The sequence below is a fragment of the Kribbella sp. NPDC051587 genome (assembly GCF_044453945.1).
Taxonomy (GTDB): domain Bacteria; phylum Actinomycetota; class Actinomycetes; order Propionibacteriales; family Kribbellaceae; genus Kribbella.
In genome coordinates this window covers 430,837-448,499 of the sequence record NZ_JBITDE010000001.1, presented here as the reverse complement: position 1 = coordinate 448,499, position 17,663 = coordinate 430,837, and the positions used below count along the sequence as shown (strand labels likewise).

General features: G+C 67.5%; 17 protein-coding genes. 5 read left to right on the top strand and 12 right to left on the bottom strand.

The genetic code is table 11. The annotated features are described in order from the left end of the window. Nucleotides 1-8 precede the first annotated feature (8 nt). The 5 genes from ACIA49_RS02060 to ACIA49_RS02040 form a co-directional block, all read right to left on the bottom strand. Nucleotides 9-1,055, bottom strand: a complete 1,047-nt coding sequence (locus ACIA49_RS02060) for a family 2 encapsulin nanocompartment cargo protein polyprenyl transferase (protein WP_396375226.1) — start codon at nucleotides 1,053-1,055, stop codon at nucleotides 9-11. Between the two features lie 10 nt (nucleotides 1,056-1,065). Next, nucleotides 1,066-2,451, bottom strand: coding sequence for a family 2B encapsulin nanocompartment shell protein (locus tag ACIA49_RS02055; protein WP_396375225.1), 1,386 nt, complete (start codon nucleotides 2,449-2,451; stop codon nucleotides 1,066-1,068). After that, nucleotides 2,448-4,649, bottom strand: coding sequence for a germacradienol/geosmin synthase (locus ACIA49_RS02050; RefSeq protein ID WP_396375224.1), 2,202 nt, complete (start codon nucleotides 4,647-4,649; stop codon nucleotides 2,448-2,450). Before ACIA49_RS02050 ends, ACIA49_RS02055 begins: the two co-directional genes overlap by 4 nt. A gap of 3 nt (nucleotides 4,650-4,652) precedes the next feature. Continuing rightward, nucleotides 4,653-6,062, bottom strand: a complete 1,410-nt coding sequence (locus ACIA49_RS02045; RefSeq protein WP_396375223.1) for a family 2B encapsulin nanocompartment shell protein — start codon at nucleotides 6,060-6,062, stop codon at nucleotides 4,653-4,655. A 374-nt stretch (nucleotides 6,063-6,436) separates the two neighbouring features. Continuing rightward, nucleotides 6,437-6,877: a PaaI family thioesterase gene (locus tag ACIA49_RS02040; protein ID WP_396375222.1), complete on the bottom strand. Its 441-nt coding sequence runs from the start codon at nucleotides 6,875-6,877 to the stop codon at nucleotides 6,437-6,439. Between the two features lie 35 nt (nucleotides 6,878-6,912). Between ACIA49_RS02040 and ACIA49_RS02035 the strand changes: the two genes are divergently transcribed. Next, nucleotides 6,913-7,653 carry a biotin/lipoate A/B protein ligase family protein gene (locus ACIA49_RS02035; protein ID WP_396375221.1) on the top strand — a complete coding sequence of 247 codons (741 nt, stop codon included), beginning with the start codon at nucleotides 6,913-6,915 and terminating at the stop codon, nucleotides 7,651-7,653. Here the strand turns inward: ACIA49_RS02035 and ACIA49_RS02030 are convergent. Beyond that, the gene (locus ACIA49_RS02030) at nucleotides 7,650-8,885 is read right to left on the bottom strand and encodes an MFS transporter (RefSeq protein ID WP_396375220.1); all 1,236 of its coding nucleotides are present in this window, start codon (nucleotides 8,883-8,885) and stop codon (nucleotides 7,650-7,652) included. The two genes, ACIA49_RS02035 and ACIA49_RS02030, sit on opposite strands and share 4 nt — an antisense overlap. A 154-nt stretch (nucleotides 8,886-9,039) precedes the next feature. Between ACIA49_RS02030 and ACIA49_RS02025 the strand changes: the two genes are divergently transcribed. Further along, nucleotides 9,040-9,957, top strand: coding sequence for a ketopantoate reductase family protein (locus tag ACIA49_RS02025; RefSeq protein ID WP_396375219.1), 918 nt, complete (start codon nucleotides 9,040-9,042; stop codon nucleotides 9,955-9,957). Here ACIA49_RS02025 and ACIA49_RS02020 read toward each other — a convergent pair. Then, nucleotides 9,954-10,112, bottom strand: coding sequence for a hypothetical protein (locus ACIA49_RS02020; RefSeq protein ID WP_396375218.1), 159 nt, complete (start codon nucleotides 10,110-10,112; stop codon nucleotides 9,954-9,956). The two genes, ACIA49_RS02025 and ACIA49_RS02020, sit on opposite strands and share 4 nt — an antisense overlap. Before the next feature lie 8 nt (nucleotides 10,113-10,120). Then, nucleotides 10,121-11,086, bottom strand: a complete 966-nt coding sequence (locus tag ACIA49_RS02015; RefSeq protein WP_396375217.1) for a TIGR03557 family F420-dependent LLM class oxidoreductase — start codon at nucleotides 11,084-11,086, stop codon at nucleotides 10,121-10,123. Between the two features lie 153 nt (nucleotides 11,087-11,239). Here ACIA49_RS02015 and ACIA49_RS02010 point away from each other — a divergent pair, with 153 nt between their 5' ends. Beyond that, nucleotides 11,240-11,875 carry a Type 1 glutamine amidotransferase-like domain-containing protein gene (locus tag ACIA49_RS02010; protein ID WP_396375216.1) on the top strand — a complete coding sequence of 212 codons (636 nt, stop codon included), beginning with the start codon at nucleotides 11,240-11,242 and terminating at the stop codon, nucleotides 11,873-11,875. Between the two features lie 603 nt (nucleotides 11,876-12,478). After that, nucleotides 12,479-12,787 (top strand): hypothetical protein, encoded by a 309-nt coding sequence (locus ACIA49_RS02005; RefSeq protein WP_396375215.1) that lies wholly within the window; start codon nucleotides 12,479-12,481, stop codon nucleotides 12,785-12,787. Between the two features lie 10 nt (nucleotides 12,788-12,797). On the opposite strand, the gene ACIA49_RS02000 is transcribed toward ACIA49_RS02005, so the two are convergent. Together ACIA49_RS02000 and ACIA49_RS01995 are read right to left on the bottom strand one after the other, a co-directional pair. Then, entirely contained in the window at nucleotides 12,798-13,442 is a 645-nt protein-coding gene (locus ACIA49_RS02000; protein WP_396375214.1) for an HAD family hydrolase, read from the bottom strand. A gap of 10 nt (nucleotides 13,443-13,452) precedes the next feature. Continuing rightward, a complete protein-coding gene (locus ACIA49_RS01995) occupies nucleotides 13,453-13,920 on the bottom strand; it encodes a hypothetical protein (RefSeq protein WP_396375213.1) in 468 nt (155 codons plus the stop codon). A gap of 164 nt (nucleotides 13,921-14,084) precedes the next feature. Here ACIA49_RS01995 and ACIA49_RS01990 point away from each other — a divergent pair, with 164 nt between their 5' ends. After that, entirely contained in the window at nucleotides 14,085-14,624 is a 540-nt protein-coding gene (locus ACIA49_RS01990) for a CDP-alcohol phosphatidyltransferase family protein (RefSeq protein ID WP_396375212.1), read from the top strand. Here the strand turns inward: ACIA49_RS01990 and ACIA49_RS01985 are convergent. Both ACIA49_RS01985 and ACIA49_RS01980 read right to left on the bottom strand, forming a co-directional pair. Then, entirely contained in the window at nucleotides 14,611-16,473 is a 1,863-nt protein-coding gene (locus ACIA49_RS01985) for a putative Ig domain-containing protein (protein ID WP_396375211.1), read from the bottom strand. The genes ACIA49_RS01990 and ACIA49_RS01985 overlap by 14 nt on opposite strands. A gap of 11 nt (nucleotides 16,474-16,484) precedes the next feature. Beyond that, nucleotides 16,485-17,594, bottom strand: a complete 1,110-nt coding sequence (locus ACIA49_RS01980) for a WD40/YVTN/BNR-like repeat-containing protein (protein ID WP_396375210.1) — start codon at nucleotides 17,592-17,594, stop codon at nucleotides 16,485-16,487. Between the last annotated feature and the right edge of the window lie 69 nt (nucleotides 17,595-17,663).

Sequence of the window (17,663 nt, the reverse complement as noted above, 5' to 3'; positions counted from 1 at the left end):
TCCCCCCTTCAGTGATCGCGGCGTGTTGCGAGCCGAGCCAGCCTCTCCAGTTCGGTGGACGCGGGCGCGATCGCGCCGGCGGTGATCAAGGAACCCAGAGCGGCCGTCAGCAGGGCGTCGGCCTGCGCCTGACTGGTCGCGCGGCCACCCGCGGTCTCGACCAGCGCGGCCGCCGTCGTGAGCTCGTCCGGCGACAGCTCGTCGGTCCGCGCGTAAAGCGCGGCGAGTTCCCGGGCGGCCGGCGTACCGGAGGCGAGCGCCGTGACCACTGGCAACGACTTCTTCCGCCTGGTCAGGTCCGAGTACACGGGCTTGCCGGTGACCGACGGCGTCCCCCAGATGCCGAGCAGGTCGTCGACGTACTGATACGCGAGCCCGAGATCCTCGCCGTACAGGCGGAGGTGGTCGACCTGATCGGGTCGCCCGCCACCGAGCAGGGCGCCGAGGGCCGTGCAGCACCCGAGCAGAGAGCCGGTCTTCAGCTGCGCCATCCGCACACATTCCGCCGGTACGACGTCGGCCCGGGTCTCGAACTCGGCGTCGGCCAACTGACCGTCCACCAACTCCTGGACCGCCGCGCCGAGGATCCGAGCAGCTTCGCCGCGAGCCGGGTGACCGCTTCCCACCAGTACGTCGAAGGCCAGGCCGAGCAACGCATCGCCGGCGAGGATGGCCGGCCCGAGACCGAACACGGTCCACGCGGTGGCGCGGTGCCGTCGCGACGTGTCGCAGTCCATCACATCGTCGTGCAGCAAGGAGAAGTTGTGCACCAGCTCGACCGCGACCGCGGCCGGTAGCGCGGACTCCGTCGTACCGCCGACTGCTTGCGCGGTGAGCAGAACGAGCGCCGGCCGGATCGCTTTGCCACTGTCGGCATGCGCGGGCCGGCCCTCCTCGTCGGCCCACCCGAAGTGGTAGTCGGCGATCCGTCGCGTCGCCGGTGGGAGGGTGGCTACCGCGGCGCGGAGTGCCGGATCGACCACCTCTCGGCTCCAGGCGAGCACCTCGGCCGCCGAACGATCACCCTGACTGGTCTCTTCTTGGAGTGTTGACATCTCATCCCTCTCATCCACCGAGCTCGACGTTTTCCAGAACGCCGAGCGCGTCCGGGACGAGAACAGCCACCGAGTAGTAGGTGCTGACCAGGTACGAGATGATCGCCTTGTCGCTGATGCCGAGGAATCGGACGTTCAGGCCGGGCTCGTACTCGTCCGGCAGGCCGGTCTGGTGCAGCCCGATGACACCCTCGTCATCGGCACCGGTGCGCAGGACCAGCACTGAGGTGGTGTTGGTGTCGGAGATCGGGATCTTGTTCGACGGCAGCAGCGGTACGCCGCGCCACGCGTGCACGGTCTTGCCGTTGACCACCGTGGTCTCGGGGTAGATGCGCCGCTTGGTGCACTCCCGGCCGAACGCGGCGATCGCGCGCGGATGGGCGAGCAGCAGCCGGGGCTTTCGCCGTCGGGTGAGGAGTTCGTCGAAGTCGTCGGGTGTCGGGGGACCGGTGCGGGTGTAGATGCACTGGTTGTAGTCCGCGTTGTGCAGGAGACCGAACTCGCGGTTGTTGATCATCTCCCACTCCTGCCGCTCGCGGAGTGCCTCGATGGTCAACCGGAGCTGTTGCTCGGTCTGGTCCATCGGGTCGTTGTAGAGGTCCGCCACCCGGGTCTGCACGCGCAGGATCGTCTGCGCGACGCTGAGCTCGTACTCCCGCGGTGCCGGGTCGTAGTCCACATACGTGCCGGGCAGCACATCCTCGCCGGCGTGACCGGAGGCGACATCGATCTCCGCCTCACCGTTCTTGTTCTGCGCCTGCCTCGGCCGCTGCCGGTACTCGTCGAGCTGAGCGCGGAGAGCCTCAGATCGATCGACCAGCTCGGTGAAGTCGTGACGACTCAGCCGCAGGATCACACAGCTGGTCAGTGCCTTGGCCGTGTACTCCCAGAGATGCTCCGGCGGTTCGGTCAACAGTTGCGCACCGAGATGGTCGCCGTCGGCAACAGTCCCGAGGTCGGTACCGGCGCCGTACTCGCCGACACCGGTCTTGGCCACCTTGCCGTGCGCGATCAGTACGACGTCGTCCACCCGGCTGCCGAATTCGACGATCACCTGACCGGGCTGAACGTCTTCACGATGGAACCGGTCGGCCAGCGCGTTGAGCACGTCCTCATCCGTGAATCCGCGCAGCGGTGGCAGCTCGGACAGCTCGGCCGGGATCACCCGGACGTCCGACCCGGTGACCGAGAAGCTGAGCCGGCCGTCCCCGACGGAGAAGGTCGTCCGCCGGTTCACCCGGAACGCGGCGCCCTTGGTCTCCACCCACGGGAGTTGGTTCAGCAGCCAGCGGGGGGTGATGCCCTGCATCTGAGGAACGGATTTGGTGGTCGTCGACAGTTGCCGCGCGGCCGCCGTACCGAGGGAGAGCTGGGGTTGTTCCTGGTCGACCGTCATGCTGCACCGGCCTTTCTGTGGATTCGGAAGGCGGAGGTGCCGAGCCCGGTGGGTGCACCGAGGCGATGCGGCAGGGCGGCTTGGCGATGAGGCAGGTCGGAGGCTTGGTAGCGATGACAGCCTTCGTGCCAGACGAGGATTCCGGACATCCAGTTGCGGAGTTCGTCGGCGTACCCGAGCACTGCCTTGCCGACCTCGTCGGACAGGTCGAAGTCGGTGATCATGATCGGCAGGTCGGTCTCGGTGACGCGCTCGAACTGCTGCATCCGGGCCGTCATCAGGTCGTTGACGACGGCAACGGCTTCGTCCTTGCCACAGGCCAGGAAGTTCTGCACGACCGCCACCCCGTTGTGGAAGTCGCCGTCGTACTGGATCTCCTTGTGGTACGAGAAGAGATCGTTCAGCAGGCAGGCGTAGTCGGCCGCCGCGGCCTCCATCGCCTGCACCGGACGCGACCGGTAGACCTCCGGCGGGATCCGGCGGTCGTGGCCGATCCGGCACAGACTCATCGTCAGGTCCGAACCGAACGTACGGCGCCGCATCTCGACGTAGTCGACCGGATCGGGGATGCGGTTCTGCGCCTGGTTGGCGAGCTCCCACAGCCAGCTCTCGGTCATCGTGTCGACGGCCTGCCGGAAGGATCGCCGGTTCTCCGCGTCCATGGGGCCGGCAGTGCGCTGCCACAGATCCGCGAGCGAGACCTCCAACGGTCCCACCGGCGGTGGGCCGTTCAGGTCCAGCGGCATCAGCGCCGACAACCGTGCCGTGGTTGCCTTTGCTGCCGCCAGATCACGTCGCAGGCCGAAGACCTGTGGGTAGAAGTCGTCCGCATAGGTGCCCCAGGCCAGCCACTGACTGGCCAGGGCGAGCTGCTCGGTCGAGGCATCCGGGAAGATGCCGGACGCGCAGAGCGGCAGGTCGAACGCCTCGAGCATCCGGGCGTCCCAGATCGTGCCGTCGGACACCCCGGTCCGCTCGCCCCACTCGAGCACCGCGAACCGCGCGCTGTCCAGATGTGGGCTGCTCTTGGCCTTGAAGGGCATGTAGATGTCGGGCAGCGTGGTCGGCCCGACCGGCTGGTACGGCGTGAAGCTGTGACTGCGGGCCCGATAAGGAGCGGTGGCAACCAATGACGACACGATCCGCATCGCCGCCGTACCGAATCCACTGCCCAGGCCCGTCGACGCGGCCTTGCCGCCCTTGTTCATGTAGCGGCTCGATCGCAGATGCCACTCATGACCACCGGACTGCCAGTCCTGCAAGCCCTTCACATAGTTCAGTACGTCGAGATGTCCCTGCGGATCGATCCCGTTCTCCGCCAGGAGTTGGGGCACCTCGACCACGGCCGTGTTCTCGAACTGATGCAGCCGCGAGGTGAGGATGTCGTTGACCAGGTTGGCGGCCCGTTGCGTCGGGCAACCGAAGAAGGTCTCCATCACCAGTACCGCGTTGTTGACCTCACCCTCGACCTCGACCTCGCGCTGGTAGGAGAAGAGGTCGTTCCGCATGTGAATGGCGTCCGAGAACGTGTCACTCAGTACATGCATGGGCCGGGTCTCGGCGATCGCCTCCGGTACCTCGGCCGTCACGTACTCGACCAGGTTCGCCGACCAGGGCGCGCCGCCGACCTTGCGCCGCATCTCGATGTACTCGATCGGGTTGGCGATCCGGCCGGCGCTGATGTTCGAGAGCTCCCACAGGGACTCGGCGAGTAGAGCCTCGGTGGTGATCCGGAACCGGCGCCGCCAGTCCGTCGACATCGACGGGATCGTCCGGTTCCACAGGTCGACCAGACCGCGCTCGACCGGATTCTCCGGAACCTCGGTGATCTCACCTTCGGCCGGCATGAACAACAGCAGCCGATCGAGGTAGGCCTTGGCCGCCGGGATGTCCCGGGTCTTCTTGTACAGCTCGAGAAAATGGTCGTCGAAGTAGAAGACCCACACGTACCAGTCGGTGACCAGGTCCAGCTGCGGACCGGTCGCGTCGGGATGGGTGTACGCACACAGCAGCGCATAGTCGTGGGAGTCGAAGTCGTGCTCGTCCCAGACGTGATGCCCTTCCTGCGGTACGTCGATCATGTCGAACTCGTAGGCCCAGGACTTGCTGTGCGTCCGGGCTCCCTCCAGGTGCGGATTGATCCTGGCGGGATACGGCACATAGAAGTCGGGCAGCTCGTAGGGCTGCTGTTGCTTCATGGATCAGCCCTCGCGGCCGATCTCCACGTTCTCGAGGACGCCTAAGGCGTCCGGGACCAGGACGGCGGCCGAGTAGTAGGCGCTGACCAGGTAGTTGATGATCGCCTTCTCGCTGATGTTCATGAACCGCACCGACAGACCGGGCTCGTACTCGTCCGGCAGTCCGGTCTGGTGCAGGCCGACCACGCCCTGGTTGTCCTCACCGGTGCGCATCAGCATGATCGAGCTGGTCCGGGTCTCGCTGATCCCGAGCTTGTTGCACGGGAAGATCGGTACGCCGCGCCACGCGGGCAGCCGGTGTCCGCCGACGTCGATCGCGTCCGGATAGATGCCGGCCTTGGTGCATTCGCGGCCGAAGGCGGCGATCGCGCGCGGGTGCGCCAGGAAGAAGGCCGGCTCCTTCCAGACCAGGCTGAGCAGCTCGTCCATGTCACCCGGCGTCGGCGGGCCGCTGCGGGTCGGGATCCGCATGCTCAGGTCCGCGTTGTGCAGCAGGCCGAAGTCGCGGTTGTTGACCATCTCGTGTTCCTGCCGCTCGCGCAGCGCCTGGATGGTGAGCCGCAACTGCTGCTCGGTCTGGTCCATCGGGTGGTTGTAGAGATCCGCGACCCGGGTGTGCACCCGCAGCACGGTCTGCGCGACGCTCAGTTCGTACTCACGCGGGGTCGTCTCGTAGTCGACGTACGTGCCGGGGAGCTCGGCCTCGCCGGCGTGGCCGGAGGCCAGTTCGATGGCAGCCTCGCCGTACTCGTCCTGAGCCGCCTCGGGGCTGTTGCGGAAGTCTTCGATGTGGGCACGCAGGCTGTCGGACTGGCCGACGAGTTCCTCGAACGACTGCTGGGACAACGAGAGCAACGTCCCCGGCGTGGTCGCCTTGACCGTGAACTCCCAGAGGTCGTCGGACTCCAGAATCGCCTTGTAGGTGAAGTGATCGCCGTCGACCAGTGTCTGCAGCACGGTCTCGTCGCCGTACTTGCCGACACCGATCTTGTCCAGCTTGCCGTGGGCGATCAGGCAGATCTGGTCGGCCGGGTGGCCGCGCTCGACGATCACGTCACCGGGCTGGAAGTCGCGCTGGACGAAACGGTCCGCGAGCGCGCTCAGCACCTCGACGTCGTCGAAGCTGCGCAACATGCCCAGCTCGCAGAGCTCCTGCGGGATCACCCGGACCTCCGCACCGGAGGTGGTGAAGGTGACCCGGCCGTCGCCGACGGCGTAGCTCAGCCGGCGGTTCACCCGGTAGGCGCCACCTTTGGCCTCCACCCAGGGCAGCAGTTTGAGCAGCCACCGGGAGGTGATGCCCTGCATCTGCGGCTCGGACTTCGTGGTCGTGGCCAGGTTGCGGGCGGCCGCCGTACCAAGGCTGAGTTGCGGCTGTCCGTTGGCGCTCACATCAGGTTCGGTCAGGGTCATGACAAACACACCACCGTTCGAATCGACTGCGGGCATGCGTCAGCACCACGCATGCGTGGTCTGGGCAGAAGGGAACGCCACGCTGCATGCTTTGCCCGGGCACGACGAAGCCAAGGCACAGCGTGGATCAGCTGTCGGAGAGACGGGCGGATCACACGGACGACTGGACGACGACGAGTGGCATACGGACTTCGGCGGCCCCAGATCGCCTGCGGTCCGACCCCGTCGGCTTACTCACTAACAGTAATCAGGTGCTGACCGGCCCCGTCAAGATGTACTCACGGTCAACTTCTTTCAGACCTTTCCGGACCCCGAGACAATGCGCCTCCGACCCCGACGAAATTGCCTGCGGTGTTAACTGTTGATCGAACGTTTCAGCGTTCCGGACGCGCCGCGATCTGGATCAAGGTCTGTTGCCCGGTGGCGATCGACGTGCGACGATCTCCTTCCACCGCGAAGACCTCGAGCTGACAAACAGTCAACGTACGACCGGCTTTCAGGACAGTCCCGACCGCCTCGAGGTAGTCGCCTTCGGCCGGCGCCAGCAGATTGATCTTGTACTCGACGGTCAGTACTGAGCTGTCCGGAGCGAAGAGGGTGAAGCCTGCGTAGCCACCTGCGCTGTCAGCGATCGCGCTGGTCGCCCCGGCATGGAAGTAGCCGTGCTGCTGGGTGACCTCGGGGCGGCGTGGCAACTCGATGTGCACACACCCCGGGTAAATGCGGGTCAGCCGCGCACCCAGGTGCTCCATCAGGCCCTGGCGCTCGAAGCTCGCGCGGACCCGTGCCTGTACGTCGGGCTCGGCCTCCTCCATGCGGGCACACTATCGGCCCGTGGCACCATTCCGAGGTGCATGTGTACTCCGGTTCTCTGCAACAAGGTGAAGAAGCTCTCGAGCTCGCGGTCGCTCATGCGCTGGTACGGCGTGCCTCCGACGGTGATCTGGATGAGGCGCTCCGGATCTACCGACCGGCTGCTCCGGTGGTGGTGTTCGGTCGCCGGGATACCCGCCTGCCGGGCTTCGCGGCCGCCGTACAGGCTGCTCGGGACGCAGGCTTCGCGCCGCTGGTCCGGGCGGTCGGTGGACGACCCGTTGCGTACACGACCGAGGCCCTCGTGGTCGACCATGTCCGGCATGAGCGGTTGGCTCCCGACGGGATGGAGTCGCGCTTCGCGCACTACGGAGACCTGTACGCCGGTGTACTCCGTGACCTCGGTATCGACGCGCGCGTCGGCGCCGTACCGGGGGAGTACTGCCCGGGGGCGCACAGCGTCAACGCCCGTGGAGTCGTCAAGCTCATCGGAACTGGGCAGCGCGTGGTGCGCGACGGCTGGCTGTTCAGCGCGCTGGTCGTGCTGGGTGATGACGAGTTGCTCAGGCCGTTGCTGACTGAGATCTACCGGTTGCTGGAGCTCCCGTTCGACCCGGCCTCGGTCGGGTCGGTCGCGTCCGAAGCTCCCGGCCGCGCCGATTCCGTCGAACTCCTACTGCGTGCTGCCTATGCCCAGCACGCAGTCCTCCACCCCGCGACCCTGGATGACGTCACCCTCGCCCTCGCTCGCGAGTTGGCCGCCGATCACCGCGCCTAACCCCCCACAGCGTCCGAAGACCCGCGGTGCGTGGTCGGCGTGTTTTCGGACGTTGCAGGTTCACGGGCGACGAGCAGGTGGATGCCGAGGGTGATGGTGAGGATGACGGCGGCGACCGCGAGCAGGGTGTGCGGTGCGGCGCCGGCAGCCAGCGTGATGCCACCGAGGCCACCGCCGAGTGCGGCACCGAGTGAGATGGCGCTGCCGTTGAGGGCCATCACGATCGCGGCCGAGTCGCCGGCGAGCATGCCGAGGCGGGCCTGCTGGGGGACCGCGCCGCCGCCGTTGCCGACGCCGGCCAGGAAGAACCAGGCCAGCCCCATCACGGCGGCCACGGTGACGGGCGCGTAGTTGAGGGCGAGCCCGCCGATGATCGAGTTCAGCAGCAGTCCGCAGAGCACGACAGTCAGTACCCGGATCGGCGTGAAGCGGTCGGTGAGCCGACCGGTGACGGCGTTCCCGAGCATGCTGAACAGGCCGTAGCCGAACATGATCAGGATGATCATCCAGTCCGCCTTGAAGGTCGGGCCGAAGATCAGGGTGGCGTAGGTGAAGCAGGTATAGCTGCTGCACAAGATGCCGACCGTGACGAGCAGGCCGGCCAGCAGCCGGGGCTGACGCAGCGGCCGCAGCCGGTCGGCGAGAGTGCCGGCCGGGAGGTGCAGCTCGGGCAGCCGAAGCAGGATCCCGATCAGGGCGATCGTGCCGACCACGGCGACCAGCACCATCGGGAATCGCCAGTTGGACTGACCGATGACCAGACCGACCGGTACGCCGAGCGCGGTCGCGGTCATCCAGCCGCCGAGGACGAACGACAGCGCCTTGCCGCGGTGCCGGATCGGCGTCTGCGCGATCACGTAGGCCAGGATCGCGGCGTTCAGCAGACAGCCGCCGAGCGCGGCGACCACGCGGCCGCCGATCGCGACGCCGTAGTTCGGGGCGAGCGCGACGATCAGGTTGCCGACCACGAAGACCGCCAACGCCAGCGCGATCGTCCGGCGACGCTCCCACCGGCTGGTCGCCGTACCGAGGATCGGGGCCGCGATCGCCGAGGTGAGCGCGAAGACCGTCATCAGCTGACCGGCCGCCGGCTCGGTCACCCGCAGGTCGTCGGCGATCGCCGGCAGCAGACCCGCCAGCACGTAGCCGTCGATCCCGGTCGAGAACGCGGCCACCGCCAGCCAGATCAACGTCCGGTACGAGACCCCGTCATGCTGTTCCGTCTGCTCCACACCTGCTATCGAACCCTTGGAAGGGCCGGTCGGGCAAGCGCGAACCCGCGCATTCTCGCCCAGTAAGCACATCTTTACGCAAAGGTCTCGACGGTAAGCGTCTCGCAATCCGGTGGCCGGAGGGTGCTCCCAGGGCCTGTGCGAGGGTGGTTGCATGCGTATTGCGGTGATGGGGACTGGCGGGATCGGCGGGTACTTCGGGGGACGTCTGGCGGCGGCGGGGCATGAGGTTGCCTTCGTGGCCAGGGGGCGTCAGCTGGAGGCGCTGCGGTCCAACGGGCTGCGGGTGCAGAGCGAGCTCGGCGACGTGCATCTGCCGACGGTCGAGGTGACGGATGATCCGAGCGAGCTGGCGCCGGCGGACGTCGTACTGTTCGGCGTGAAGCTGTGGGACACCGAGGAATCGGCTGGGCTGATCAAGCCGTTGCTGGGTGAGCGGACCGCGGTGGTGTCGTTCCAGAACGGGGTCGTGAAGGACGACGTACTGCGTCGGATCCTTGGACCGGAGCATGTGGTCGGCGGGGTCGCCTACATCGGCGCGACAATCGCCGAGCCGGGGGTCATCAAGCACACCGGTACGTTGCAGCGCTTGGTCTTCGGCGAGTACGACGGGTCTGCGTCGGCGCGGGTCGAGGCGTTCCGCGCGGCCTGTGCCGACGGCGGCATTGATGTTGCCGTCAGCAACGAGATCGAGCGGACCATCTGGGAGAAGTTCGTCTTCCTGGTCGGCCTGTCCGGTACGACGGCCAGCACGCGGACGCCGATCGGGCCGATTCGCGCGAACCCGCGCTCACGGGCATTCCTGCGTGACGTGATGGACGAGGTGGTCCAGGTCGCGCGCGCCCAGGGCGTCGCGATCCCAGCCGACTTCGCCGACGACCGGTTGGCCTTCGTCGATCAGGCCCCGGCCGAGATGACGTCCTCGATGCACCACGACCTCGAGCGCGGTAACCGCCTTGAGGTGCCGTGGCTGAGTGGTGACGTCGTCGACCGGGGCCGCGCCCTCGGCGTACCGACTCCCTGCAACCGCGCGATCGCGGATCTGCTGGCAGTGCACGCCGACGGAGCCTAGAAGCGCGGGAGTTGCTCGTCCGGGTCCTCGTCGGGGTCGGGCGCGGGAGCCGGGCTCGGGTCGAGGTCCGGGTCCGGGTTGCTCTCGCCCGGCGCGGGATCGGTCAGGTCGGGCAGCGGCTCGACCGGCGGGACCGGAATCGGGTTCGTGCTCATAGTTCCTCCTAAGGGTGACGACGGCGCAGTTCGGGCAGTACTTCGGTGCGGTAGAGGTTCATCATGTCGACGGAGTGCGGACCCATGTTGGCCACGTAGATCTCGTCGAACCCGGCCTCGACGTACGGCGTGAACGCGTCGACGTGGTCGTCGGCTTTCGGACCGCAGGTCACGGATTTGGCGGTCGCCTCCTTCGTGACGAGCTGGCTCGCCTGCTCGAAGTGCCGTGGTGACGGCAGGACCTGGGCGAGCTCACCCGGCAGGCCGGAGTTGCCCCAGATCCGGTGCGCCTGCTCGACGCCCTCGGCCTCGGTCGGCGCGTAGCTGACCTTGAACCCGGCCTGCGCCGGCTTGTCGCTCCCGCCGTTCGCGCGGAAGCGGCCGAGCAGCTCGGCATCGGGCGACGTGGTGATGTACCCGTCCGCGATCCGCGCGGCCACATCCGTCGCCTCGGGACCGAAGCCGGACATGTAGATCGGCAGCGGCTCGTCCGGACGCGTGTAGATCCGGGCGGTGTCCACGGTGTAGTGCTTACCGTGATGGGAGACGAACCCCTCCTCCGTCCACAGCCGCCGCATGATCTCCACGGCCTCTTCGAGCATCTCCAGCCGGACGTCGACCGTCGGCCAGACCGACCCGAGCACATGCTCGTTCAACGCCTCGCCGGTCCCGATCCCGAGCCGGAACCGTCCATCGAGCAGTACGGCGCTCGTCGCGGCCGCCTGCGCGATGACCGCCGGATGGATCCGCACGGTCGGACAGGTGACAGCAGTCGTCACCGGCAACTCGCACACCTGCGACACCGCGCCGATCGTCGACCAGACGAACGCGCTCTGCCCCTGCTCGTCGTTCCACGGATGAAAATGGTCACTGATCCACAACCCGTCGAACCCGGCGTCCTCGGCCATCCGGGCCTGCTCGATCAGCTGAGCGGGCGCGTACTCCTCGCTCGACAGGAAGTACCCGATCTTCACACCGTCCTCCGATCGTCAGCTCGGTGTCGTCGGCCTCTCTGCTTGGGCCTCTCTGCCGCCGGTGCCCCCGAACCGCCGTTCCATGCGCGAACCCGGTGCCGATAGCAGGGCAAGCTGGTGACCACCGCGTGATCCGATGACAGGGAGGTCTTGATGCGACTGGTGCTGAGCTCCTGGTACCTGACGCCCGACAGCAAGCCGTCGGGATTGTCCGGAACGCTGGTCACCGGCAAGGCGGGGATCGTGCTCAACGCACTCGACCTGTACGGCGCCTCGCGTTCTCGCGACTATGCCCGGGAGAGTCGCACTCTGGAGAGCTTCGGCTACTCCTGCGAGGAACTCGATCTGCGCGACTACTTCGCGAACCCTGATGAACTTCCCGCACGTCTGGACGGCCTCGATCTTGTCTGGGCCCTGGGCGGCAACGCCTTCGTCCTGGCACGCGCGATGACGCAGGCACGCCTGCGCGATGCCCTTCACCGACAAGCGCATCGGCCCGAGTTCTCCTACGGCGGCTACTCCGCAGGAGCATGCGTCGCCGGACCAGACCTCCAAGGCATCGACCTCATCGACGACCCAGCCGCCCTCCCCGACGGCTACCCACCAACCACCGAACCGCAGTGCCTCCGCCTCGTCCCGTACCGCATCGTCCCCCACTGGCGCTCCAACCACCCCGACGCCCAAGGCGCCGAACAAGCCGCCACCCACCTCACCGCCCTCGGCCTACCCCACCGCTGCCTCCCCGACGGCAAAACCATCAACATGACCACGGAACCGGGTGGCCCATGACGGAGGGCCGGTCTCCGATCCTTCGGACGTTAGCCATGTGGGTGGCGCTGATCCCCCATGGCGTGGTCAACCAGTGTGGCCGGTGGCGTACTCGGTGGTTGCTCGCCGCTGCGGCCGCTTTACTGAGAAGCAGGGTGGCTGGGCAGTCCTGTGGCTGAGGGGGATGGTGCGGTCGGCGATCATGTGCGCGTTGGCTGGGCTTCCGGGGCTACGGCTGGGGCAGCTTTGTGCAGGCGGCGACCAGAGGTGACCGTTGCTTGGGGTTCGGGGTGGATCCGCCCCCCGAATCCGTCCTGGATCCTCCCCGAACCGGTTTGGGGAGTGAGGTGTCCTGCCCGGAACCCGCCGCCGCGTCGCGGCTGGCAGCACTGCGGGGGTTGCGGGTGTGCAGAAGGACTGTTAGTGCGCAGCCGTGGTGGTCGTGCTGCAGCGTGACGGTGGTGCTGGGGCGGGCGGCCGGTGAGCGTACTAACAGTCGGTGTGTACGCGACCGGCAGATCCATCCCAGCTCCCCGCCCGGCCACCGCCGCAACCCCCAAGACCTACACTGTCGACCTGTTGGTGACACGCCGAGGACTATCCGTTCGAGCCGAGGGGTGGGTTGTGGCTGAGCGACCTGAGATCGTGTGCATCTGCGGCTCCTTGCAGTTCGCCGAGGAGATGCGGGTGGCGAACCGGGACTTGAGCTTGGCTGGCGTCATCGTTGTCGCGCCAGGGGTTTTCCTGGACGCCGCGGATGTCATCACGGACGAACAGAAGATCGCGTTGGGCGAGCTTCATCTGCGCAAGATCGATCTGGCTGACCGCGTTCTGGTCGTCAATCCCGGCGGCTATGTCGGCGAGTCCACGACCAGGGAGATCGCCTATGCCCGTGCTGCCGGGAAGCCGGTGTCGTTCAGCGATCCCGGCTAGCAATAACCCGCTAGTCCAGCAGGGCAACGGCTTCCTGGATCGAGGAGGTGACGGGCATGCCGGTTGCTTCGAGGGCTGGGCGGCTCATGGCTCCGGTGGTGACGAGGATGCTGGTGGCGCCGGCGGCCTTGGCCGCTTCGGCGTCGTCGACTACGTCACCGATCAGTACGACGTTGGCCGGGTCGAGGTTCTGGGCCTCGAGGTGACGGGTGAGGCTGTCGGCCTTGGAGCCGCCGCCTACCTCGGCGACGAGGCCGTCGATGCGGGTGAAGTGCGACGTCAGGCCGAACTCGTCGATCGTCGGGGTCAAGCGATCGTGGAACCACATGGAGAGCAGGGACTGGGTGCGGCCGGACTCGGCCAACTGCTCCAACACGTCCTGGGTGCCGTCGGCCAACAGGGCTTCGGCGAGGAGGGCGTCGTACCGGTCGTGGTAGAGCTTGTCGACCTGCGCCCACTCCTCTTCGTTGAGCAGGCGGGCCAGCACGTTCTCGTAGGAGACGCGCATCGGACGCGTGTACGCCGCTTGCCAGGCCGGCCAGGTGATCACCGTACCGCCGAGTTCGACGAAGACCTCGTTCACCGCCGCCAGCACGATGTCGTTGTCGTGCAACAGGGTGCCGTTCCAGTCCCAGACCACATGAGAAATCTTCACCAGCACAAGTTTAAGTTGTCGCCTGGGCCAGTAGTCCGTCGACGAGTGCGCTGAGACCGATCGGGAAGGTGTCGCCGGCCGCGTAGGTCTTCCAGTCGGCACCGATGGCGGTCAGTTGTGGGGTCAGTGCGGGGTCGAGGTTGTTGGGGAAGTCGAAGCGCGGCGTCTCACCGGAGCTGGTGCGGTGGGGTGAGCGGGCGCGAACGAGGATCTCACCGACCGTGTAGTACCAGACGCTGCGGAACAGTACGACGGCCTGTTCATGGGTGCAGCCGGCTTCGACCGCGCCGGCGACGATCGCCTCAACCGGCCAGAGGGCTGCGTCGTCGAGGAGGCCGACGAAGCCGTCGGCGGTGAGGATCTCGACGGCCCAGGGCCAGGTGCTGATCAGCTGGCGTGCGGCGGCCAGGATCGCGGCGCGCGAGGTGACCGGCGGGCGGCCGGTGCGACCGTTCGGGGCCTTGGCAGGAGTAGGCATCACCCATCATCCCCGCAACGTCCGAAAACACGCCGACCACGTGCTGCAGGTGTTCGGACGTTGCGGGGGATGCGCGCTGGTCCTGCTGGTTGCTGTGGGTATCGTTCTGACCAGACTCAGCAGAAGCTGATGCACAGATGCCGGCGTGCCGACGACGTCATCGGATGGATACCACTGTGACCCGCTTCGGTCTTGCCAACACCGTCACCTCGATCAGGCTCCTTGGTGGACTCATGATCTTGGCGCTGTTGCCGGCCCATGTGCTCGTCGCGACGGCCCTGGCGACGCTCTGTCTGATCCTCGACGGGATCGACGGACGCATCGCCCGCGCCCGCGGCGAGGCCAGCCGCTTCGGCGCCTGGTTCGACAACGAAGCCGACGCTGCCGTCACCCTCGTACTCAGCATCAGCCTGATCGTGCTGCACGTGGCCGGTTGGTGGGTGTTGCTGATCGGCGCCATGCGCTACCTGTACCTACTGGCCAGCCTGGCGTTGCCCAAACTTCGCGCGCCGCTGCTGTTCAGTCAGGCGCGGCGGGTGGTGGGCCTTGGACAAGCGATTCTGCTGTTGGCAGCAGTCCTGGCGGCGGGGGTGTTTCCACGCCTCGCCGCCAGCGGCTGGCTCGCCGTACTGCCTGCGATCGGGTTGATCGCGCTGCTCTGGTCGTTCGGCCGGGATGCCTGGCAGCAGCTCAGCGCAGAGTGACGTTGTCGAGCAGGAAGGTGCTGGCCCCACTGCTCGTCCAGGCAAGGGTGACCGTGCGGCCCCGGTAAGGCGTGAGGTCGACCGACTGATCGGCGTACGACGGCTTGGCCTGGGTCGCGGAGATGGTGCGGATGACCTTGCCGTCGACCGTGAGGCTGAGCGCGTCCTTCGCGGCCGGATGGATGCGCAGGGCGAACCGCAGGGTCGGGTGTGCGGTGGCCGGGATCGTGACGGCCTGGCTGAGGGTGTCGGTGTGCGCTTCGGTGTAGCCGCCGAGGAACGCGTAACCCAAGCCGGCCTTGCTGTACTGGCCGTCCTCGCGAATCACGTCCGCGGTCTGGGTCCAGCCGCCCACGCCGGCTTCGAAGTCGCCGTTGACGACCGGATCGCGGTGGGAGCTGACGACCCAGTTGATCACGGTGTTCGCGCGGGCTCCGGTCTGGTCTACGGCGGTGACCGTTGTCGAGTGCGTGTGCGGCGTGGTCAGGCGGCCGTAGATGACGCCGGTCGAGGCCTGGATGTGGAGCCCAGCCGGGAGGTCGGTGGTGGTGAAGCGCAACGCGCCGCTGTTGGCCTTGACCCGCAGCAGTACGACGTCGCCAACGGCACCGAACTGTTGTGTTGGGGCGGTGAGCGCGATCTTGTTCGAGGCGATCGGTGAGGTCAGCGCCTGGAGACCATTCGGTGTCCCAAGCCCGGTCGGACCATCCCAGCCGGGCTGCGCCGTGCACAGCGCAGCGGCATCGCAAGAACCATTGTTGCCCTTGACAACATCATTCAGCTGAGCCGGCTTGCCATACGGGTACGACGCCGGGTGCGTGGCGGGTGCCGGATCCCCGGCCAGCGCGTAGGCGGCGGCGACGATCGGGGCGGCCGCGCTGGTTCCGCCGTACACGCCCCAGCCACTGCCGCCCGTGGTCTGGTAGACCGCGACCCCGGTATCCGGGTCGGCGACGGCGGAGATATCAGCGACCGCGCGTTTGGCGCAGACGGTCGACGGGATGTCGGATTGCCAGCTGGGCTTGGCGATCTGGGCCGAGCAACCCGAGCCGGTGCCGTGGCCGGGCTCGCTGTTCCAGACCGTTTCGCTCCATCCGCGGGCGGAGGCGTCCTTGGTCAGGGAGGTGCCGCCGATTGCGGTGGCCGCGGCCGAGCTGGCCGGGTACGACGTACCGGCTTCGAAATCGCTGTCGCCGGTCGAGACGGCGTACAGGGTTCCGCGGGGAGCGAAGTACTCCTGGTCGGCCTTGGCCGCATTGGTCGGCTCGGGGCCGCCCCAGCTCAGCGAGACGAACTTCGCGCCGAGTTGTTCGGCGGTCTTGGTCGCGGTGAGGAGATCGTTGCTGGGGGAGTCGGCCTCGATCAGCGTGATCGCGCACTGCGGGCAGACGGCGGAGACCATGTCGAGGTCGAGCGAGATCTCACCCGACCAGGAGGGCGACGGCGCGGGCAGCGGGTTCGGCTTGCCGTTCTGGTTGAGCTTCTGGAAGCAGCCGTTGGCCGTCGTACAGGGCGGGAGACCGAACTGTTTGCGGTACACCGCCAGGTCGGCTTCGGCGGTCGGGTCGTCGTACGCGTCGACGATGTAGACACGCTGACCTCGCCCGGCCGATGCCGACGGCAACTTGTACGCGGCCTGCAGGTCGGCCGGGCCGAAGCCGGCCGGACCTGCGGCCCGGGAGCGGAAGCCGAGGTCGGCCCGGCGCATCGCGAAGCAGGTGAAGGACCCGGGCTGGACCTTCTGATCACAGCTGGCCACCGCCTTGGGTTCGTCCGCGGCCGCAACGGTGGTGGTGGCGCCCACGAGGACGAGGGCCAACGGAATCGTCAGCCGGCGCAATGAGATCACAGCAAAACTCCTCAGGCGGGGATCGTGGTCGGCTGCCAGGTCTGGCCCGCGTCGCGGGTCATCCACAGGCGGGTGTCGGGCGTGTACGCCGCGTCGCGCTCGACCATCCAGGCCGTCGTCGCCGACTGCCAGACCAGGTCGTGGATGTGTTCGCTGTTCTCGAGCCAGTTGTCGGCCACCTGCCAGGACTTGGCGAAGGCCGGCCGGTTGTAGACCAGGCTGGCGGTGACAGTGGTCAGGAGAACCGCACCGTCCGCACCGACCGCGAGCTGGCTGCCCAGACCGAGTCCGCCGGTGACAGCGTCGTACCGGAAGGTGCGGCCGCCATCGGCGGAGACCATCACCGACTTGTCGGAGTGGCCGCGCCCGAAGTTCGCGTTGCAGAGGATGAAGATCCGGTTCGGTGCGTTGGCAGCGAGGTCGGTGGCGAAGCCGTCCTCCTGCGTCGGGCAGGTGACCGTACTGACCGGCTTGACCACGCCGCCGCTGATCGTACTGAGTCGGCTCTGGTCGACGAAGGGGGCCGCGAGCAAGTAAACCGTCGACCCGGAGGAGGCAAGCGCGGCGTGGTCACCGGCGGCCACGTCGACCTTCACCTGCTTCCAGCCGGTGAGCTGCCCAGCTGGTGCGCGCCAGACCTTGAGCGGCCGGTCATCGCAGATGCCGCTGCCGATCGCGCAGCCGGAGGTGACGACGTACGTCCCGTCCTGAGCGGCGAGCAGGTTGAGTACCTTGGCGTCACCACCGGGGATCGGGACCTGGGTCCACGTCTTGCCGCCGTCGCGGGTGGCCTCGAGGAACGGGTCGTACGCCCAGCCGAAGGTCTTGGTGGCGAACTGCAGGCTGGTCAGCCCGGGTTCGCCGCTCATCGCCAACCCGTTGTGCGTGCGGCCGACGGTGGCCCACGTCTTACCGCCGTCGTGCGTCGCCTTCACGGCGGCCGGGCAGGTCGTCGTACTGCAGCTGACCCGGCCGAGAACGTAGCCGTCGGACTGGGTCGGCCAGACGATCGACTGCGGTGAGAAGGTCGCCGTCGCGGCACCAGCTCCCGAGCTGACGAGTAGCGCACTGGTGATCGCACCCACCAGGGCGATCACGGTACGACCGGCATGCAGACGCAAGGCTCACTCCTTGGACAACGGTTGGGGTCGAGGTCACGCTAAGCCCTGCCGGTGCCGGTACGGCGCCCA